General features: G+C 67.9%; 19 protein-coding genes and 1 pseudogene. 9 read left to right on the top strand and 11 right to left on the bottom strand.

Translation table 11 applies throughout. The annotated features are described in order from the left end of the window. Positions 1 to 610 (top strand): SDR family oxidoreductase (locus VAE53_RS06825; RefSeq protein WP_322818618.1); only part of this gene is annotated, 610 nt, incomplete at its 5' end. Positions 611 to 629: 19 nt separating this feature from the next. Beyond that, on the top strand, positions 630 to 1,166 hold the full coding sequence (locus tag VAE53_RS06820; RefSeq protein WP_322818617.1) for a class II aldolase/adducin family protein: 537 nt from the start codon (positions 630 to 632) through the stop codon (positions 1,164 to 1,166). Positions 1,167 to 1,188: 22 nt separating this feature from the next. Here the strand turns inward: VAE53_RS06820 and VAE53_RS06815 are convergent, their stop codons facing one another. From VAE53_RS06815 to VAE53_RS06800, 4 genes are all read right to left on the bottom strand, one after another. Next, positions 1,189 to 2,025, bottom strand: a complete 837-nt coding sequence (locus VAE53_RS06815) for an enoyl-CoA hydratase (RefSeq protein WP_322818616.1) — start codon at positions 2,023 to 2,025, stop codon at positions 1,189 to 1,191. A 53-nt stretch (positions 2,026 to 2,078) separates the two neighbouring features. After that, positions 2,079 to 2,357: a hypothetical protein gene (locus VAE53_RS06810; RefSeq protein WP_322818615.1), complete on the bottom strand. Its 279-nt coding sequence runs from the start codon at positions 2,355 to 2,357 to the stop codon at positions 2,079 to 2,081. A gap of 32 nt (positions 2,358 to 2,389) precedes the next feature. Beyond that, positions 2,390 to 2,749, bottom strand: coding sequence for a zinc-ribbon domain containing protein (locus tag VAE53_RS06805; RefSeq protein ID WP_322818614.1), 360 nt, complete (start codon positions 2,747 to 2,749; stop codon positions 2,390 to 2,392). 165 nt (positions 2,750 to 2,914) lie between these two features. After that, positions 2,915 to 3,712 carry an alpha/beta hydrolase gene (locus VAE53_RS06800; RefSeq protein ID WP_322818613.1) on the bottom strand — a complete coding sequence of 266 codons (798 nt, stop codon included), beginning with the start codon at positions 3,710 to 3,712 and terminating at the stop codon, positions 2,915 to 2,917. An 88-nt stretch (positions 3,713 to 3,800) separates the two neighbouring features. Here VAE53_RS06800 and VAE53_RS06795 point away from each other — a divergent pair, with 88 nt between their 5' ends. From VAE53_RS06795 to VAE53_RS06780, 4 genes are all read left to right on the top strand, one after another. Then, positions 3,801 to 4,604, top strand: a complete 804-nt coding sequence (locus VAE53_RS06795) for an alpha/beta hydrolase (protein WP_322818612.1) — start codon at positions 3,801 to 3,803, stop codon at positions 4,602 to 4,604. Between the two features lie 1,054 nt (positions 4,605 to 5,658). Continuing rightward, on the top strand, positions 5,659 to 6,924 hold the full coding sequence (gene rho, locus VAE53_RS06790; RefSeq protein WP_336624112.1) for a transcription termination factor Rho: 1,266 nt from the start codon (positions 5,659 to 5,661) through the stop codon (positions 6,922 to 6,924). A 309-nt stretch (positions 6,925 to 7,233) separates the two neighbouring features. Further along, complete coding sequence (locus VAE53_RS06785; RefSeq protein WP_322818610.1) at positions 7,234 to 8,277, top strand: peptidoglycan DD-metalloendopeptidase family protein; 1,044 nt, start codon at positions 7,234 to 7,236, stop codon at positions 8,275 to 8,277. Between the two features lie 74 nt (positions 8,278 to 8,351). Beyond that, entirely contained in the window at positions 8,352 to 8,837 is a 486-nt protein-coding gene (locus tag VAE53_RS06780) for a hypothetical protein (RefSeq protein WP_322818609.1), read from the top strand. Here VAE53_RS06780 and VAE53_RS06775 read toward each other — a convergent pair. Continuing rightward, positions 8,822 to 10,858: a chloride channel protein gene (locus tag VAE53_RS06775; RefSeq protein WP_322818608.1), complete on the bottom strand. Its 2,037-nt coding sequence runs from the start codon at positions 10,856 to 10,858 to the stop codon at positions 8,822 to 8,824. The two genes, VAE53_RS06780 and VAE53_RS06775, sit on opposite strands and share 16 nt — an antisense overlap. Positions 10,859 to 10,988: 130 nt before the next feature. Continuing rightward, positions 10,989 to 12,803, bottom strand: a complete 1,815-nt coding sequence (locus VAE53_RS06770) for an aldehyde ferredoxin oxidoreductase family protein (RefSeq protein ID WP_322818607.1) — start codon at positions 12,801 to 12,803, stop codon at positions 10,989 to 10,991. 131 nt (positions 12,804 to 12,934) lie between these two features. Here VAE53_RS06770 and VAE53_RS06765 point away from each other — a divergent pair, with 131 nt between their 5' ends. Continuing rightward, entirely contained in the window at positions 12,935 to 13,393 is a 459-nt protein-coding gene (locus tag VAE53_RS06765) for a TrmO family methyltransferase (RefSeq protein ID WP_322818606.1), read from the top strand. A gap of 28 nt (positions 13,394 to 13,421) precedes the next feature. On the opposite strand, the pseudogene VAE53_RS13195 reads toward VAE53_RS06765, so the two are convergent. The 5 genes and pseudogenes from VAE53_RS13195 to VAE53_RS06740 form a co-directional block, all read right to left on the bottom strand. Then, a pseudogene (locus VAE53_RS13195) lies at positions 13,422 to 13,631 on the bottom strand (LysM domain-containing protein); the annotation flags it as partial. A gap of 251 nt (positions 13,632 to 13,882) precedes the next feature. Continuing rightward, positions 13,883 to 14,236: a helix-turn-helix domain-containing protein gene (locus VAE53_RS06755; RefSeq protein ID WP_322818604.1), complete on the bottom strand. Its 354-nt coding sequence runs from the start codon at positions 14,234 to 14,236 to the stop codon at positions 13,883 to 13,885. Between the two features lie 35 nt (positions 14,237 to 14,271). After that, positions 14,272 to 14,637 carry a response regulator gene (locus VAE53_RS06750; protein ID WP_322818603.1) on the bottom strand — a complete coding sequence of 122 codons (366 nt, stop codon included), beginning with the start codon at positions 14,635 to 14,637 and terminating at the stop codon, positions 14,272 to 14,274. Between the two features lie 67 nt (positions 14,638 to 14,704). Continuing rightward, the gene (locus VAE53_RS06745; protein WP_322818602.1) at positions 14,705 to 15,283 is read right to left on the bottom strand and encodes a hypothetical protein; all 579 of its coding nucleotides are present in this window, start codon (positions 15,281 to 15,283) and stop codon (positions 14,705 to 14,707) included. Continuing rightward, positions 15,280 to 16,182, bottom strand: coding sequence for an MBL fold metallo-hydrolase (locus tag VAE53_RS06740; RefSeq protein ID WP_322818601.1), 903 nt, complete (start codon positions 16,180 to 16,182; stop codon positions 15,280 to 15,282). Before VAE53_RS06740 ends, VAE53_RS06745 begins: the two co-directional genes overlap by 4 nt. Positions 16,183 to 16,285: 103 nt before the next feature. On the opposite strand from VAE53_RS06740, the gene VAE53_RS06735 reads away from it, so the two are divergent. Beyond that, entirely contained in the window at positions 16,286 to 16,921 is a 636-nt protein-coding gene (locus VAE53_RS06735) for an HAD-IA family hydrolase (RefSeq protein ID WP_322818600.1), read from the top strand. Between the two features lie 37 nt (positions 16,922 to 16,958). Further along, complete coding sequence (locus VAE53_RS06730; RefSeq protein ID WP_322818599.1) at positions 16,959 to 17,813, top strand: alpha/beta hydrolase; 855 nt, start codon at positions 16,959 to 16,961, stop codon at positions 17,811 to 17,813. Positions 17,814 to 18,034: the final 221 nt, after the last annotated feature.

The following is an 18,034-nucleotide window of genomic DNA, read 5'->3' as shown; positions in this document are numbered from 1 at the left end:
GAAGGCGTATTGCGCCTCGGTGGATGACTTCGAGCAGGACCGCGCGATGGTGGAGCGGGTGGTCGCGGATTTCGGTTATGTGGATATTCTGGTGAACAACGCGGGCATCGCGAGCCGAGGGCTCGGGGTGGCGGAGACGGATCCGGCGGAGTTGGAGCGGGTGGTGCGGACGCACGCGTTCGGCCCGCATTTTCTATCGAAGTTGGTGTTGCCGAGCATGCGCACGCGCCCCCGGGGGGACATCATCATGATTTCGAGCGTGGCGGCGCGCATGCTGGCGCCGAACGGGGCGCCGTACAACATGGGGAAGGCGGCGATGGAGGCGTTGGCGATTACGCTGGCGCGGGAGGAGCGGCGGTACAACATTCGGGTGAATATCGTGGCGCCGGGGCTGACGGAGACGGAGATGGGCTCGCGGTTGGCGCGGGCGACGCAGGGGGTGCAGAGCTTGCGTGAGATCGATCAGCGGTCGCCGTTCGGGCGGGTGTGCCAGCCGGAGGATGTGGCGAAGGTGGTGCGGTTTTTGGTGAGCGACGATGCGTTTTACTTGACGGGGCAGCGGATCGAGGTCGATGGAGGGGGCACGGCGGCGCTGCCGAATCTGTTCTGAGGGGGCGAGGATGGCGGGGGTGCCGGAGCGTGTGCTGGCGACGATGCAGGAGGTGGGGCGCGATCTCTACCTGCTGGGGCTCGTTTCGAGCCATGGCGGGAACTTGAGCGTCCGTGAGGGGACGGGGATGTGGATCACGGGGACGGGGACGATGTTGGGGCGGCTGCGGGAACGGCACATTGCCTATGTGCGGGCGGACGGGACGGCGTCCGGCCCGCCGCCATCGAGCGATACAGTGCTCCACGCGACGATCTACGCGATGACGGGGGCGGGCGCGGTGGTGCATGCGCACCCGCGGCACGCGATCGCGCTGAGCTTCGGGACCGATCGGTTCGTGCCGATGGATTTCGAGGGTTTGCACTTTTTGAAGGCGGTGCCGGTGGTGGACCAGGGGCCGAACCAGGTGGCGCAGGTGGCGGCGGCGCTGCAGGAGGCGGTGGTGGTGATGCTCCGCGGGCACGGGGCCTATGCGCGGGGCGCGACGCTGTGGGAGGCGCTCCACTGGGTGACGGCGCTGGAGGAGAGCGCGCAGGTGGCCTGGCTGGCGGGTCGGTAGGGGGCCGGGGGCTGGTTGTGGCTCAGCGGTCGCGCCGCACGGCGCCGGGGATGCCGCTGGGGTCGATGCGCATGCCGAAGAGCTCCTGGTTGTGGGAGTGGGCGAGCTGGTGGAGGTTGAAGACGGCGAGCATGGCCTGCCACTGGCCCTGAGCTTCGAGGGTTTGGTTGACGGCTTCTTTGGCGAGTTTGAGGGCGAAGGAGGGTTTTTCGGCGATTTTCTGGGCGAGGGCGAGGGTGAAGGTTTCGAGTTCGGCCCGCGGGACGACGTGGTTGACCATGCCGAGGCGGTGGGCTTCTTCGGCGGTGACCCAATCGGCGGTGAAGAGCATTTCTTTGGCTTTGCGGGCGCCGAGTTCCCAGGGGTGGGCGAAGTATTCGACGCCGCAGACGCCCATCTGGACGACGGGGTCGGAGAACATGGCGTCGTCGCTGGCGACGATGAGGTCGCACACCCAGGCGAGCATGAGGCCGCCGGCGATGCATTTGCCTTGGACTTGGGCGATGGTGGGTTTGGGGATGTTGCGCCAACGGCGGCACATGCCGAGGTAGATTTCTTCTTCGACGGCCATGTAGCCTTCGGCGCCTTTTTTTCCGAATTCGCGCCAGGTGCCGACGGTGGGGAAGTTGGCGAGGGGTGGGCCGCCGCCGCGGAGGTCGTGGCCGGCGGAGAAGTGGGGCCCGGCGCCGGCGAGGATGATGACTTTGACGGTTTCGTCGGCGGCGGCCTCGTCGAAGGCGGCGTTGAGGTCGTAGGTGAGCTGGTAGTTTTGGGCGTTTCGTGCTTCGGGGCGGTTTTGGGTGATGCGGGCGACGCCCGGGGCGGGGATTTCGTAGAGGACGGTTTCGTAGGTGGGCATGTGCTGTCTCCTCCCGAGGGGTGGCTGATTATAGGCGCCGGGAGGGTGGGTGGTTAGCCGAGGGTGGCCCAGCGGGCGATACGGGCGCGGCAGGCGGCGCGGATGGCGGGGGCGGCCTGGCCGGTGAGGTCGGCGAGCTCGGCGAGGCGCGCTTCGCAGTAGGCGAGGGCGGCTTGGTCGTCGGCGACGTCGTCGTTTTCGGCGGCTTCGGCGACGAGGGCGGCGGCGAGGGTTTCGGGGGCGGCTTCGACTGCCTGGCGCGCGCTGGCTGGGGAGTCGAGCGGCTGGCCGTAGATGCGGGAGAGTTGGCGGAGGAGGGGTTCAGCTGGCATGGGCTGTGCCTCCGCAAGCTGGCGCGATGCGGTTATTGGTGGGCGACTTCTTCGCGCGGGGGCTTGAGCTTGCTGTAGCAGGTGGAGCAGTAGACCGGGCGTTCGCCGCGGGGGACGAAGGGCACTTCGGTCATCTGGCCGCATTCGGCGCAGGAGGCGGGGTGCATCTGCCGCGGGGTTTTGCCGCCGAAGCTGGCGAAGTTGCCGTAGCGGACGTAGCCGTCGGCTTGTTCGAGGGAGCTCTGGCTAGAACGGCGTGCTGAGCGGCAGGAGGGGCAACGGGTGGGCTCGTTCATGAGCCCTTTGTTGGCGTAGAACTCTTGCTCACCGGCGGTGAAGACGAAGATGTTGCCGCAATCGCGGCAGCTGATTTGTTTATCGGCAAACGCCAAGAGGGACTCCTGATTTCCGCACGATGCGGGTCTCGCCTTCCATGGTAGCAGGTTGGCGGCGGGTTTTTGGGGGTCAGGGGCGAGGGGTGACGCCGGCCGAGCGCTCCTGGCGGAGGGGGCATCGTGTCGTGGGGTTGCGATCGTGGGGATCTGGTTCGGGGCTGGTCAGGGGTGGGCGCGGAGGTAGTCGAGCACGATGGCGTTGAAGGTGGTGGCCCGTTCGAAGTAGACGGAATGGCCGGCGGCGGGGACGGTGACGAATGTGCCGTTGGGCACGGCGCGGGCGAACGCTTCGACGGCGGCCGGCGGGATGACGATGTCCTCTTCGCCGGCGATGCAGAGGACGGGGATGTCGAGGCGGGCGACGTCGGCCGGGGCGATGGTGCGCAGTTGGCCGAGCTGGCGACGGAGGGTTTCTTTGTCGAGGGCGGTGGCGAGGGCATCGATGCCACGGTAGAGGTAATGGAGTGCGGGCTGTTCGCGGGCCATGCGTTCGCCGGCGGCAGGGTGGATGCCGCGTGCGAGGAGTTCGGCTTCTGCGGCTGGCGGCTTTGCGGACCAGGCGCTTGCGGTTTCGGGTGACCAGAAGCCGCCGTGGGTATCGCACATGACGAGGGCGCGGACGCGTGTGGGGTTGGCGAGGGCGAAGGCGAGGCACGTCCAGCCGCCCATCGACTGGGCGACGAGGGTGACGGACCCGGTGGGATTGGCGGTGTCGATGAGTGCGGCGAGGTCGTCGGCGAAGGCTCGGGCGCCTGGTTCGGGCCCCTCTTGTTGGGATGGGGCGAACCCGCGGTGGGCGAAGGTGAGGCAGCGGTAACCGGCATCGAGGAAGGTGGGGATTTGCTGCCACCAGGAGAGGTGATTGCCGCCGAGGCCATGGGCGAAGACGACGAGTGGGGCATCGGTTGGGCCGTGGGTTTCGTACCAGATTCGTGCGGTAGGGCGTTCGAGCCATGCCATGGCGGGGGATTCTACGCTTGGGGGGCGCGTTGGGGTGGTTGGCCCTATGATGCTGCCGAAGTTCCGTGCGCCCGAGGTTGGACCGCGAATGCCTTACGTTCCCACGCGCGACATCATCACGTACTACGAGGAGGTTGGCTCTGGGGAGCCGTTGGTGCTCATCCGGGGTTTGGGGAGCGATTTGCAGGCGTGGGCGCCGCAGCTGCCGCTGTTGGCGAAACATTTTCGGGTGATTGTGTACGACAACCGCGGGGCGGGGCGGACGGGCGCTCCGGACAAGCCGTACAGCATCGCTGGGATGGCGGATGACTTGGCGGCGCTGCTGGATGCGCTGAAGGTGGAGAAGGCGCACGTTCTGGGCTATTCGATGGGCGGGATGGTGGCGCAGGAGTTCGCTCTCCGCCACCCGAATCGTCTGGAGCGGTTGATTCTGTTGGCGACGACGGCGAAGCCGGACGGGTATGTACGGGCGGTTATCGAGTCGTTCATCACGGTGCGGCGGACGAACATTTCGCGGGAGGGGTTCGTGCGCGCGCTGGCGCCGTTTCTGTATACGGCTGCGCTGTTCGACGATGTGGAGCGGTACGAGCGGGCGGTCGCGGTGAGCGTCCAGAATCCGTACGCGCAGCAGGATCATGCGTTCATCCGGCAGGCGCGGGCGATTCTGGAGCACGATGCGAGCGGCCGGGTGGGTGGGATCAAGGCGCCGACGCTGGTGGTGACGAACTCCGAGGACATCCTCATTCCGCGGCGACACGGTGAGGCGTTGGCGAAGGCGATCGCCGGGGCGCAGCTGCGCACGTTGGACGGTGCGCACGCGGGGGTGACGGAGTTTCCGCTGGAGCATTGCCAGGTGTTCGCGGAGTTTCTCGGTGCGGGGGTCACGGCCTGAGGGGGCCGGGCGACCGGTGCGTGGCTTCTGGTGGAGCGGGGGGCTGCAGTGGCGAGTGGGGTGTTCGGCTGGTGGGATAGGCGGGAGGTGGCGCAGGGTTGTTGCACCGTTGCGGCGGTTCGTCGTATCGTGAGGGTGCTGGAAGGGACGGCGCCACGGATGGTGGCGTGATCCAGCTCCCCATTCGTCCGAGCTTCAGCGCGAGCCCTGAACCGAAACGCGGAACATCAGCGAATCGACCGCAGCGTCAGCCCACCACCTCGATCCTCGGGCGCCAATCGACACGCACACGGGAAGACCCTTGCAAGAGACCGAAGCCAACGAACTGACCGCGACGACCGAAGCATCTACGAGCGGAAATGGACACGCGCCGGAGGCACCGGCCACGCGGCGCCGCGCGACGCGGAGCCGCAAGCCTGAGCCGCCGCCGGAAGGGGTGGCGGAGGGCACGGCCGATGGAGCTCCGGCGGGTACCGATCCGGCGCCTCCTCTGGTGGAGGCCGCCGAGTCGAGGCCGGAGGCGGCTCCGGCGCCGCGGCGGAGAGTGCGCGGGCGGGCTGCTGGAGCAGCCACGGCCGAGGGCGCGGACGGCGAGAGCACCCTAGGGGAAGCCGCTCCAGCGGCGGCGGCGGTGGAGAATGGAGCGAACGCGGGGGTGAGGCAGGAGGAGAGGCCGGCGACAGTGGCGGCCGAGGCGCCGGCGGCCGAGGCGGCCCAGGCGGCCGAGGTGCCAGCGCCGGAACCGCAGCGGACGCGCATTTTCCGGCGTGATTCGCAGGGTGCGGCGGAACGGGAGCAGCCGGCTGCGCCGGAGATCATCGTGCGGCGCGACCAGGCAGCCGCGCGGCGGGAGGATGCGCGGCGGGAGGATGCGCGACGGGAGGAGCGGGAGGCTGCGCGCCGCGAGCGGCGCTGGCGCGACCGGGAGAACCGGAACGATCGTTCGTGGCGGGAGCGGGAGTTTGGCGGACGCGATTTTGCGCGCGAGCGGCTGGAGCGGGAGTTGGAGCGGGAGATCGCGCGGGAGGAACGCGCGCAGGGTGGGGCGCCGCCGCTGAACATCGCGGAGCTTGAGCAGAAGTCGCGCGAGGAACTCATCGCGATCGCCGAGGAGATGGGGCTGGAGGACATCTATGCGCTCCGGAAGGGCGACCTTGTCTTTCGGCTGTTGCAGGCGCAGGCGGAAGCGCGTGGCAATGTGTTCAGTGGTGGTTTCCTCGAGGTGAGTTCGGACGGGAACTATGGGTTCCTGCGGGGTCCCTCGATGTTGCCGGGGCCGAACGATATTTATGTTTCGCAGTCGCAGCTGCGTCGGTTCGCGCTGCGACCGGGCGATTATGTGACGGGGCAGGTTCGGCATCCGAAGGACAACGAGAAGTTCTACGGGCTGCTGAAGGTCGAGGCTGTGAACGGGATGGACCCGGAGACGGCGAAGCGGCGGCCGCACTTCGAGAATCTGACGGCGATTTTCCCGTATCAGCAGCTGAAGCTGGAGACGACGCCGGACAACCTGACGCACCGGATCATCGACTTGATCGCGCCGATCGGGCGGGGGCAGCGGGGACTGATCGTTTCGCCGCCGAAGGCCGGCAAGACGATGCTCCTGAAGAACATTGCGAATGGGATTTCGACGAATTATCCGGATGTTCACCTAATGGTGCTGCTGATTGGCGAGCGGCCGGAAGAGGTGACGGATATGCAGCGGAGCGTGCGCGGCGAGGTGGTGAGTTCGACGTTCGACGAGCCGGTGGAGGACCACACGCGGGTGGCGGAGATGGCGCTCGAGCGGGCGAAGCGGTTGGTGGAGGGTGGGAAGGACGTGGTGATTCTGCTCGATTCGATCACGCGGCTGACGCGGGCCTACAACCTGGCGCTCCCGCCGAGTGGACGGACGCTCTCGGGCGGCGTGGACCCGATCGCGCTCTATCCGCCGAAGCGGCTGTTCGGTGCGGCGCGTAAGTGCGAGGAGGGCGGCTCGCTGACGGTTCTGGCGACGTGCCTGGTGGATACGGGTTCGCGGATGGACGAGGTGGTGTTCGAGGAGTTCAAGGGCACGGGGAACATGGAGCTGCGGCTGGACCGGCGGCTGGCGGAGCGGCGCTTCTATCCGGCGATCGATATTCAGGCTTCGGGGACGCGGCGCGAGGAGCTGTTGCTGGATGAAAAAACGTTGAAGGGCGTCTGGCTTGTGCGGCGGATGACGGCTATGATTTCGCAGAACTCGCCGAACCAGCTCGAGGCGACCGAACGGCTGCTCGAGCGGCTCGCGCGGACGAACAATAACGAGGAGTTTCTCGCCAGCCTGAAATCGGACCTGTAGGGGAAACCTGTAGTGGTCCCGCTCCCCGGCTATCAGCGATGGCCGGGATAGCCAGGAAAGGAGGAGAGGAGCAGGCTTCGGCTGTGCTCAGCCCGCGCCGGCGCTCGCTGCCAGCGCGACAGCATCTTTCTTATGGGAATCGAAGGTACCCGCGCTCGATCCCACGCGCACGGCAGGCGCCACGGCCGGATGATGGTTCATGCGGTGGTGATGATCCTGGCGCTGCTAGCTGTCGTCTCGGCGGCCCGGTTCCCAACGCGCTCCTCGGCTTCGGTTTCTCTTTCTGTCCCAAGTTTCAGTTTTTCGGGCGTGGCGACGGCGGCGCAGCGGCCCGGGACGACGGTCTTCCGTCCGGGCGCGACGGTGCAGACGCTCGGTTCGGTGGTGGCGGTGGCGTCGCGCACGGAATCGCTGGATGTGCGCGCGGTGGGCGGGATTTCGCCGGTGAATTCGCTTTCGGCAGGGGTGACGGCTGCGGCGGCGACGTCGGGTGAGGTGGGGGCGGGCATCAAGCCGCTGGCGGACATCATCGACCCGCGCAGCCCGATCGTGGAGTACCTGACGCAGCCTGGGGATACCGTTTCGGGCGTGGCGGCGAAGTTCGGGATTTCGATGCAGACGCTTTTGGATAACAACCCGACGGTTTCGAACCCGAATCTGTTGCCGAAGGGGCTGACGCTCATCATCCCGCGGAAGGATGGCATCCTGCACAAGGTGGCCTACGGGGAGACGGTCGATGCGATCGTCGCGCAGTACGACAATATCACGGCTGCGGCGGTGATCGAATACAAGCCGAACAACATCACGGACCCGAACCACCTGGAGGCGGGCAAGATGCTGCTCTTGGTGGGTGCGAAGATCAAGCCGCCGCCACCGCCTCCGCCGCCGCCGCAGGCGCCAGCGATGCCGGGTGTTCCTTCGGGTCCGTCGGCCGGTGGGGCGCCGGCGCCATCCTCGGGCGGGATTTTCAAGAATTTCCCGTTGGCCGCCTGGCGCGGGGTGAGCGATCCGTTCGGGACGCCACGCGGGGGGAGCTCGTACCACACGGGCATCGACCTGGATCTGTACGGCTTCGGGCCGTCGCCGCTGTTCGCGGTGTGCGATGGCGTGGTGAGCCGGACGGAGTACCTGACGTATAGCTATGGCTACTACGTGGTGATCGACTGCGGCGGGGGATGGACGACGCTCTACGCGCACATGAGCCAGATCGATGTGGTGCCCGGGCAGGCGGTGAGCGCGGGCCAGACGATCGGCCTGACGGGTCTGACGGGCTTCACGACGGGCCACCACCTGCATTTCGAGATTCGCTACAACGGTGGCTTCGTGGACCCGGCCCGCTATCTGAATTTCTGAGCTGGCGTTCTCGGGGTAGGGCTGGGCCAGCGGGCTGACCTGACCGTCCACTCTGCCTCCGCTACGCTGTAGCTGTGCCTGCTTATCAGCCGGAGGACCTGGATCCGCTGGAGCGCATCGTGCTGGGTGTGCTTTCGGTGGGGTTGCCGCCGTCGCGTGCGGCGGGAAGCGATACGTTCCGCGTCGATCATGTGGTGGCTGTGGTCGCGAGTTTGGAAGCGACGGGGGAGCGGGGGGCGTATCTGGCGGGCGACGGGGTGCGGGTGGTGCCGGAGTTTCGCGCTCGGATTCGGGCGGCGGTCGATTCGCTGACGGCGAAGGGCCTGGTGATGCAGCAGGCAGCGGGGATGCCGGCGGCTGCGGGCGGCTACGAGGCAGGACTGCAGCTGGACCTGGTGGACCCTGACGTGCACCCGGTCGTGGTAGATCGCTACCTCTCGCAGGTGTGCATGGAGTATTTGTTCAATATTCCGGCGGTCTATCCGTACCTGATGGAGCGGTATTCGTCGAGCGGCGAGGTGTGGCGGCGGCTGCGCGAGGGCGGCTACGCGCGGGATTGAGGGGGTGGGGGCCCGTCTTCGAAGAGGGCGAGGACGGTGGCGCGGGCACGAGGGATGTAGGTGACGGTGACGCGGTCGCCGGGGAGGAGGATGAGCTCGCCGCGAGGGAGGAGGGTTTCGCCGTCGCGTTGTACGGCGGCGACGCGGGCGCCGGGGGGAAAGGCGACATCGGCGAGGCGTCGGAAGGCGAGGGGGGAGCCGGCCGGGAGGACGCCGTCGAGTGCCTCGAGGTTGTCGGCGATGGTGCCGAGGGGGCGGACTTGGCTGGCTGCCGCTCGGCGGTAGGAGCGAAGGAGGGCGCGGGTATCGATCTGGCCGAGGAGGCGGCGATGGGTGGGGCTGCCATCGACGACGGGGAGCCAGCGGCGTTCGTGCTCGGCGAGGGTATCGAGGGCGCGGTCGAGGGGCCAATCGGCGTCGACGGCGGTGGGGAGTGGGGTGGCGCGGGCGGAGACGGGCTCGTTGCCGCCTTCTTCGAGGCGGGGGAGCGTGACTTCGCCGAGGCGGCCGTGCTCGAGTCGGGTGGTGGCGTAGCTTGCGCCGGCTTCGCGGAGACGGGCAGCGGCGGCTTGGCAGGATTCGAAGGGATCGAGCTCGACGAGCGGGATGGCGGCCTGGCGCGCGGGGAGTGCGGAGAGGAGTGGGAAGGCGAAGCGGTGGCGATGGGCGGGTGAATCGGCGCGCGTGGGGAGCTGTTGGCGGTAGATGGTTTCGTCGCCGACGACAAGGGTGGCGACGGCGACGGCGGCCATGGCGGGGGCGAGGAGGGAGAGGTTGCCGGTCATTTCGGCGACCATGAGGAGCATGGCGAGGGGGACGTGGGCGATGGCGCCGAACATGGCGGTCATGCCGATGATGACGACGGGGCCGGGCTCTTGGGGGAAGCCGGGGAGTTCGTGGCCGAGGCGCCAGTAGGCGGCCCCGAGCATGCCGCCGATGACCATGCCGGGGCCGAAGATGCCGCCGGAGCCACCGGATCCGACGGTGAGGGAGGTGGTGACGATGCGGAGGAAGGGGAGGGCGAGGAGGAGCCAGGGGGAGAAGGCCATGATGCCCTCGGGGGTGAAGCCTTGCTGGACCCAGCCGTAGCCGATGTGGATGGCTTCGGGTGCGGCGATGCCGATGAGGCCGACGAGCAGCCCGCCGAGGGCGGGTCGGGCCCAGGCTGGAAGGGGAAGACGTTCGAAGCGGGCTTCGGTGGCGGAGAAGCCGCGCGCGAAGAGGAGGCCGACGAGCCCGGCGAGGAGGCCAAGGATGGCGTAGTAGGGGAGTTCGGAGGGACGGGAGAAGTCGAAGCCGGCGGCGCCGCCGAAGATGGGCTCGAAATCGGTATAGGAACCGAAGATGGCGTAGGCGGTGATGGAGCTGATGAGGGAGATGAGGATGACGTCGGCTTCGAGGTCGTGCCGGTAGAGGACTTCGGCGGCCATCATGGCGCCGCCGAGGGGGGCTCGGAAGATGGCGCCGATGCCGGCGCCGATGCCGGCTGCCATGGCGCGCCGCCGTTCGGCGGGCTCGAGGCCGAGGCGGTCGGCGATGACGGAGCCGAACCCGGCGCCGATCTGGGCGTTCGGGCCTTCGGGGCCGGCGGCGCCTCCGGAGCCGATGGTGACGGCGGAGGCGACGAGCTTGATGGGGACGACGTGCCAGGGGACGCGGCCGCTCCGCCAGTGGAAGGCGCGGATGGCGTTGTCGGTGCCGTGGCCGGCGGCTTCGGGGGCGAGGAAGGTGGTGAGGAGGCCGCTGGCGAGGCCGCCGAGGGCGATGACGATGGGCAGGGCCCAAGCGCGCTCTGGGCCGCTGGCGGGGCTGCCGCCTTCGCCGAGGGGCTCGGGCGGGTGGTAGGCAGCGATGCTCCCGAGGAGGTGGTCGGTGGCGAAGCGGATGAGCTCGTGGAAGGCGATGGAGCCGAGGCCTGCGGCGATGCCGATGACGAGGCCGAGCCAGACGGCCCGGTAGCGGCGACGCACGGCGCGGAGCCCCGCTTGGCGGGCTCGGGTGCGTCTCCAGGGGGCCGGCATGCCCCTATGCTACGGCGGCGCCCGCGCTCGGCGAAACCGGGGAGGGGACCGTTGGGCTTTGGCGGTGGCGCCCATGCGACGGGGGAGGGCGATCTCGCCCTCCCCCGTTCGGGTATCGGCATTCGGAAGTTCAGACGATTTCGAGCTCGCGGAGCTTCTCTTGGGGGACGACGCCGTTTTGCCAGCCGCGGACTTGGTAGTACTCCTGGAGCATGCGATCGAGTTCGCAGACTTGGCCAAGGGAGCCTTTGGAGTTGGATGGTTCTTCGAGGAAGCGCTTGGGCAGGGTATCGGAGCCTTCGCGGAAGCCGGCGAGGTTGTTGTAGTAGCGCTCGAGGTTGTAGATGCGTTCGCCGGCTTTGATGACGTCGTCGGGGCCGAAGTCTTGGATGCCGGTCATGACGCGGTATTGTTCGGCGTACTCTTCGGGGCCTTCGGCGAAGGCGCTGAATTTGCAGAGGTCGAGCGAGTCGCTGAAGGCGTGGATGTCTTGGAGGAGCTTGAGGAGTTCGCCTTTGCCTTGCCAGGCGAGGGGGTCGGTTTTGAGGCCGATGACGCCGAGCTCGGAGGCGGGGCTATAGCCGCGGAGGTGGCAGGCGCCGCGGTTGGAGGTGGCGTAGCCGAGGCCCATGCCTTTGAGGCCGCGGGGGTCGTAGGCGGGGGTGGCCTGGTTTTTGACGGTCATGGCGATCTCGGGGTGGCCGATGGAGCGGGCGAAGGGTTCGATGCCATCGGCGAGGCGGTTGCCGATGCCTTCGCGGAAGGCGACTTTGCGCATGATTTCGATCATGCCGTCGCGATCGCCCCAGGCGAGGCCTTCGCCGGCGGGGATGTATTCGCGCTGGGTGGCTTCCATGAGGCAGGAGAGTACCTGGCCGATTTCGATGGCGTCGTAGCCCCAGTCGTTGGCGCGGTCGATCATGAAGGCGACGGAGGCGACGTCGTCGTTGCCGCAGTTGGCGCCGAGTGACCAGGCGGGTTCGTATTCGACGGACTCCATTTTGACTTTGTAGGGGCCTTCGGTGATTTCGACTTCTTTTTTGCAGGCGACGGGGCAGGCGTGGCAGGTGGGGTCGTCGATGAGGTAGTGCTCTTTGACGTATTCGCCGGAGAGTTTTTCGGCGCCGTCGAAGTGGGTTTCCTGGCTGTTGCGGGCGCCGAGGGCGCCGATGGTGTTGGTGACGTTCATGAGGACGTTGGTGCCGTAGACGGAGAGGCCGCCTTTGCGTGGTGAGGTGATGTTGGCCTCGTCCATGATTTTTTTGAGGGCGTTGCTGTGGGCGGTGCGCCAGGCGTCGCGGTCGGCGGCGCGGGGGTAGTTGCGGGCGGCTTTGATGACGACGGCCTTGAGCTTTTTGGCGCCGCCGACGCAGCCGGTGCCCCCGCGGCCGGAGGCGCGGTCGTGTTCGTTGATCCAGCTGGCGAAGCGGACGGTATTTTCGCCGGCCTGGCCGATGGCCATGACGCTGAGGTCTTCTTCGCCGTGCCGTTCTTTGAGGATGGCGATGGTTTCGTGGATGCCTTTGCCCCAGAGGTCGCTGGCGTCTCGGAGTTCGACGGTGCCGTCGTGGACGTAGGCGTAGACGGGCTTGGGGGAGATGCCTTTGAAGACGAGGCCATCGAAGCCTGCCCAGCGGAGGCGGGCGGCGCTCCAGCCGCCCTGGTGGCTATCGGTGACGGTGCCGGTGAGGGGGCTCTTGGTGACGATGGCGAGCCGGCCGCTCATGGAGGCTTCGGTTCCGGTGAGCGGGCCGTTCATGAAGCAGAGGACGTTGTCGGGCCCGAGGGGATCGACGTTGGGGCCGGCTTCGAAGACGTACCGGACGCCGACGCCGCGGGCGCCGATGTATTTGCGCGCCCAGTCTTCGGGGATGGGGGCGTAGCTGACGGTTCCCGCGCTCAGGTCGACGGTGCCGACGCGACCGGCGTAGCCTCCGAGTGCCATGATTGATGCCTCCTATTGCTGCGATTCAGGCTGCTGGGAGTATAGATCGTTGGCCGATGGGTGTGGGGAAAGGCGACCCCCTGGCTGTGGTAGGGTGGCGCCAGTGCGCGTGGCGGGCGAGACTGTGGGTGGTGGATTGGCGACGTTTTTTCGGCCGTGGCCGCGAGGATGATTGGGAGCGGCCGGAGCCGCCGCGGGAGGTGTTGCTCCGGGCGGTGGGTTTCGTGCGTAGTCCGGTGCGTAAACCGCGGCCCCACGGCTGGGGGAAGGTGGAGTGTTCGGTGGTGTTCGAACCGGAGCACGAGCGCCGGCTGGAGGGGATCGAGCGGTTCGGCTTTCTGTTCGTGGTGTGCTATTTGGACGTGGCGGTGGGGGCGCCAGTGAAGCCGGAGCAGCTGGAGCTGGCGGGCGGGCGGATGGTGGGGATTTTCGCGACGCGGAGCCAGCTGCGGCCGAACCATCTGGGGGTTTCGGTGGTGGAGCTGCTGGGGCGGGAGGGGTTGGTGTTGCGGGTGCGGGGGCTGGATGCGATCGACGGGACGCCGGTGCTGGATGTGAAGCCGTATCTGCCGGAGTACGATCGCCGGTAGTGGGGTGCGGGGTCGGTGGGGGCTGGGGTCAGGGGGTCGGGGTCGGGGTGGTGGCGGCTGGGATGGTGAGCTCTTGGCCGGGGTAGATGAGATCGGGATCGGCGAGACCGTTGGCAGTGACGAGGTCGGCGATGGTGACGCCGAAGCGCTCGGCGATGGCGCCGAGGGTGTCGCCTTCTTGGACGGTGTAGGTGCCTGGGTTTCGGGCGGGCGTTGGCGTGGGGGTGGCGGCCGGTGCGGGGCTGGTGGGCTGTTGGCCGCCGGTACCGGGGGCTTGGGTGCCGGTGGTGTTGGGCGCGGCGGTGGCGGTCTGGTTGTCGGCGAAGCGGTTGTTGGCTCCACCGCCGCCGCAGGCTGGGGCGAGCAGGGAGAGGGCGAGCAGGGGAAGGGCGAGCAGGGGGATGTGGAGCGTACGCACTGGACCTCCCTTTGGTTGCCCCGCGAGAGAAGCCTAGGCGATTGTGTGATGGGCTGTAAACGGTGCCGAGTTCAGCTGTTCTGGCGGTCGGGTTCGGCCCAGCGGGCGGTCCATGCGTCGATGGCGGCGACGATGCGTTCGAGCTCGCGGCCTTTTTCGGTGAGGCGGTATTCGATGCGGACGGGGTGTTCGGGGTGGACGGTACGGCTGACGATGCCTTCGGTTTCGAGCTCGCGGAGGCGCTCGGCGAGGAGGCGGTCGGAGAGGCCGGGGATGGCGGCGAGGATTTCGCTGAAGCGTTCGGTCCCGGCGAGGAGGGAGCGGACGATGGCGCCCGTCCAGCGGCGGCCGATGAGCTCGACGGTGCGTTGGAAGGCCGGGCAGTAGGGGCTGACGTCGACGCTGGCGCGGGCTTCGGTAGGCACGTTCTCAGGATACCACCGGGGGGATGTTGGGCTGCTCAGGAGCGGAGGAGTTCGGTGAGGAGGTCGCGCAGGGTTTGGAGGTCGAAGGGCTTGGCGAGGAAGCGCCGGCCTTCGCCGGCGAGGTCGTCGCGGGGGTAGCCACTCATGAGGGCGATCGGGGTTCCCGGGGAGCGGCGTTCGATCTCGTGGAGGGCGGCTTCGCCGCCGATGCCGGGCATGGTGAGGTCGAGCAGGACGCAGGCGAATCGCTCGCCGGCGGCGAGCCGGTCGATGCCTTCTTCGGCGCGGGCGACGGCGACGGCTTCGTAGTTCCAGAGGGCGAGGGCGCGGGTGAGCATGGTGCGGACGGCGGCTTCGTCGTCGATGACCAGGACGCGCGGCTTGGCATCGCGCTCAGTCATGGGGTTGCAAGTATGGACTTGCTCTACCGGGATAGCAAGAAGATGTTGCGTAAATACGTTGCGGACGTTAGGAGGTCATGCCGCCGAGGCCGACGAGGGCGCGGCCGTGTTCGACTTCGCCCATGTGGCGGAGGCCGTGTTGGTAGACGAAGCATTCGAGGACGTCGAGGCGGCGGAGGGGGGCCCCGGGGCCGATGACGAGGGCGCAGAAGATGTTCTGCATGTGCGGCGGCAGCTGGGGGAGGACGATCTCGGCGAGGCGTTCGGCGGTGATGGTCTGGAGGACGCGGTCGGTGCGGGCGATGACTTCGGTTTGGTAGGCCTTCCAGGCGCCGAGGTCGGCGAAGCGCTGGTGCTCCATTTGTTGGACGGTTTCTTCGCGGCCGAGGGCATCGACGGTGACGCCGACGCGCTTGGCCCAATCTCCCTGCTGCCAGAGGGGTGGTTCGCCGAGGAAGATGGCGCTGATGGATTGGTCTTGTGAGCGGATGTAGTGGCTGAAGCTGAAGGCGATGGGGAGGACGCCGGCGCGCTCGTGGTGGTTGAGCTGCTCGAGGGTGAGGTCGCCGATGGCGCGCTCCCAGAGGAGGTTCATGGCGCGGATCCGATTGCGGAGGGAATCGACGAACATGGCTTCGTGGGTCATGCGGTGGCTCCGGGGACGGGGATGCGGTCGGTGTCGCGGGCGACGCGGATGGGGCCGGGATAGTGTTCAGCCATGCCGGCGATGAATCGTTCGACTTCGGGGCCGGTGGAGGGGATGGGCGGGATGAGGTGGTCGAGGACGAGCTGGCGGACGCCTGCCTGGCGGGCGAGGCGGGCGACATCGGCGACATCGATGTGGTAGCTGGGGATGTCTTCGAAGAGGGAGGCTTGGAGGTCGCGGCCGATGGCGCGAAGGGCGGCGATGCGCTCGCGGAGCATGGCGGTGTTCAAGGCTTCGCAGACGAGGAGGTCGGCGCCCTGGGCGGCGTGGAGGAGGGATTCGCAGAAGCCAGTATCGCCGGAGAGGACGGCCGTGCGGCCATCGTAGGTGGCGCGGTAGCCGAGGGCTGGGACGACGGGGAAGTGGTCGACTTCGAATCGTTCGAGGCGGAGGCCGGCTCGTTCGAAGAAGGGCTGGGGCCGGGCGGTGGTGGGGATTTCGGTGACTTCGACGACGATGCCATCGGGGTGGAGTTTTTCGCCGTGGTGGGCGAGGCGGTAGCCGATGTCGCGGCGAAGGGCGTGGAGGAAGCCTTCGACCATGTCGCTGGTTCCTTCGGGACCGAAGACGCGCAGGGGGGTGCGTGCGCCGGACGTCCAGCGGAGGAAGAGGAAGTCGGGGAAGTCGGTGATGTGGTCGGTGTGCATGTGGGTGAAGATGGCCGTGTCGATGACGGAGGGGAGGATGCCGGCGGCGAGGATGCGGCGGGCGGCTCCCCAGCCGCAATCGACGAGGACGTGTTGGTTGCCGGCGACGAGGATGTGGCCGCAGCCGACGCGGTCGGGGCTGGGGAGGGGGCTCCCGGTGCCGAGGAAGACGATTTCGAAGGTGTCGGTCACGGACCCCCCTTGTTCGCGGAGCGGTGTGCACTGACGTGGCCGGGGGAGTGTAACAGAGCGAGGGCGGACCCTTGGAAAGGGGGCTGGTAGGATGGGGCTTGCGATGGGACGGTATCGGGCTGCGATTTTCGATATCGGCGGGGTACTGACGCATTCGCCGGTGACGCGCATCAAGGAGTTTTGCCGCGAGCACGGGATTCCGGACGAAGTCCGGGTGGCGATTTTCGCGCCGGAGGACGGGCCATGGTCGCGGTTCGAGCGGAGCGAGATTCCGCCGGAGGGGTTCGCGGAACTGTTCGACCGGCATGTTGCGGGCTTGGAGACGCGGGCGACGGGTGCGTCGTTTCTCGCGTGGTTTTTCGAGGGGTTCGGTGAGCGGCCGGAGATGGTGGCGGTGGTGCGCCATCTGCGGGGGAGGGTGAAGCTGGGGAGCATCACGAACAATGTGGCCCGCGACGAGCCGGCGCAGCGACGGACGAGCGGGATCGATGTGCACAGCCTCTTCGATGTGGTGGTGGAATCGGCGATCGTTGGGGTGCGCAAGCCGGAGCGGCGGATTTACGAGATTGCGTGCGAGCAATTGGGTATCGAGCCGCCGGAGGCGGTGTTTCTCGATGACCTTGGGGCGAACTTGAAGGGCGCGAGGGCGCTCGGGATGCACACGATCAAGGTGGACGAGACGACGCGGGCGATCGACGAGCTGGAGGAGGCGTTGGGCATTCCCTTGCCGCGGCTCTGACGGGACGGGGAGGGCCTGTGCCGGTAGGATTCCGGCCATGGAGCCCGAGTCGCGCTGGTACACTTCCCAACGTCTGAAGTTGCACTATCTGGTTTGGGGCGAGGAGGCGAAGCCGCCCCTCATTTTGATCCACGGGACGCGCGACCATGCACGTTCGTGGGACCGGGTGGCGCAGGCGCTCGTCGATCGGTTCTGTGTGTACGCACCGGACCTGCGCGGGCACGGCGATTCGGATTGGGCGATCGGTGGGAACTATTCGATCATCGATTACGCGTTGGATATCCACGCGTTGGGCGAGGTGATCGGGCGGGCGCCGTACGTGGTCATCGGGCACAGTTTGGGGGGCGGGGTGGCGCTCCAGTATGCGGGCGCGTTCCCGGAGAAGGTGCGGCGGCTGGTGACGATCGAGGGGCTGGGTGGGCTGGGCTGGCAGCGCGAGCGAAGGCCGGCGCACCGACGGATGCGGCAGTGGGTGGAGAGTATGCGGGAGCTGGAGCGGCGCCAACTGCGGACGTATCCGACGGTGGAGGATGCGACCCAGCGGATGATCGAGGCGAACCGGCATCTGACACCCGAGCTGGCGCGCCACCTGACGGAACACGGGGTGCGGCCGACGGAGGCGGGGTATACGTGGAAGTTCGACAACTACACGCACGCGGGCTCGCCCTATGAGTTCAACATGGAGGATGCGCGCGACCTCTGGAATCAGATTCGCTGCCCGATGCTGATCGTCTGGGGGCGGGAGAGTTGGGGGACGCGCCCGGGGGGGCCGCCCGACCTTTCGGCGTTCCACGATTACGAGGCGGTGGAGATCGAGCGGGCGGGCCACTGGGTCCACCACGATCAGTTCGAGGTGTTCATGGAGCGCGTGAATGCGTTCCTGGCACGGTAGGGCGGTGTGGGGGAACCCGGGGAGCGGGCAGGGGCGCCCTGGGCGAGCGGCTGGCGGGAGGGGGGAGGTTGTAGGGTTCGGCGGTGGTGGTAGGCTCGGGGTATGGGTGAGGTTGGACGCGTACGGCTGGGCCTGGTGTTGCTCTCGGGCGGGCTGGATTCGACGACGGTGGCGGCTCACGCGGTGCGGGCCGGGGGGGATGTTCGCGGCTTGAGCATTGC

It is taken from the genome of Tepidiforma sp., from assembly GCF_034432735.1.
In the GTDB taxonomy this organism is placed as follows: Bacteria; Chloroflexota; Dehalococcoidia; order Tepidiformales; family Tepidiformaceae; genus Tepidiforma.
The sequence above is the reverse complement of the archived record's forward strand: the minus strand, read 5'-3'. Positions and strand labels throughout refer to the sequence as shown.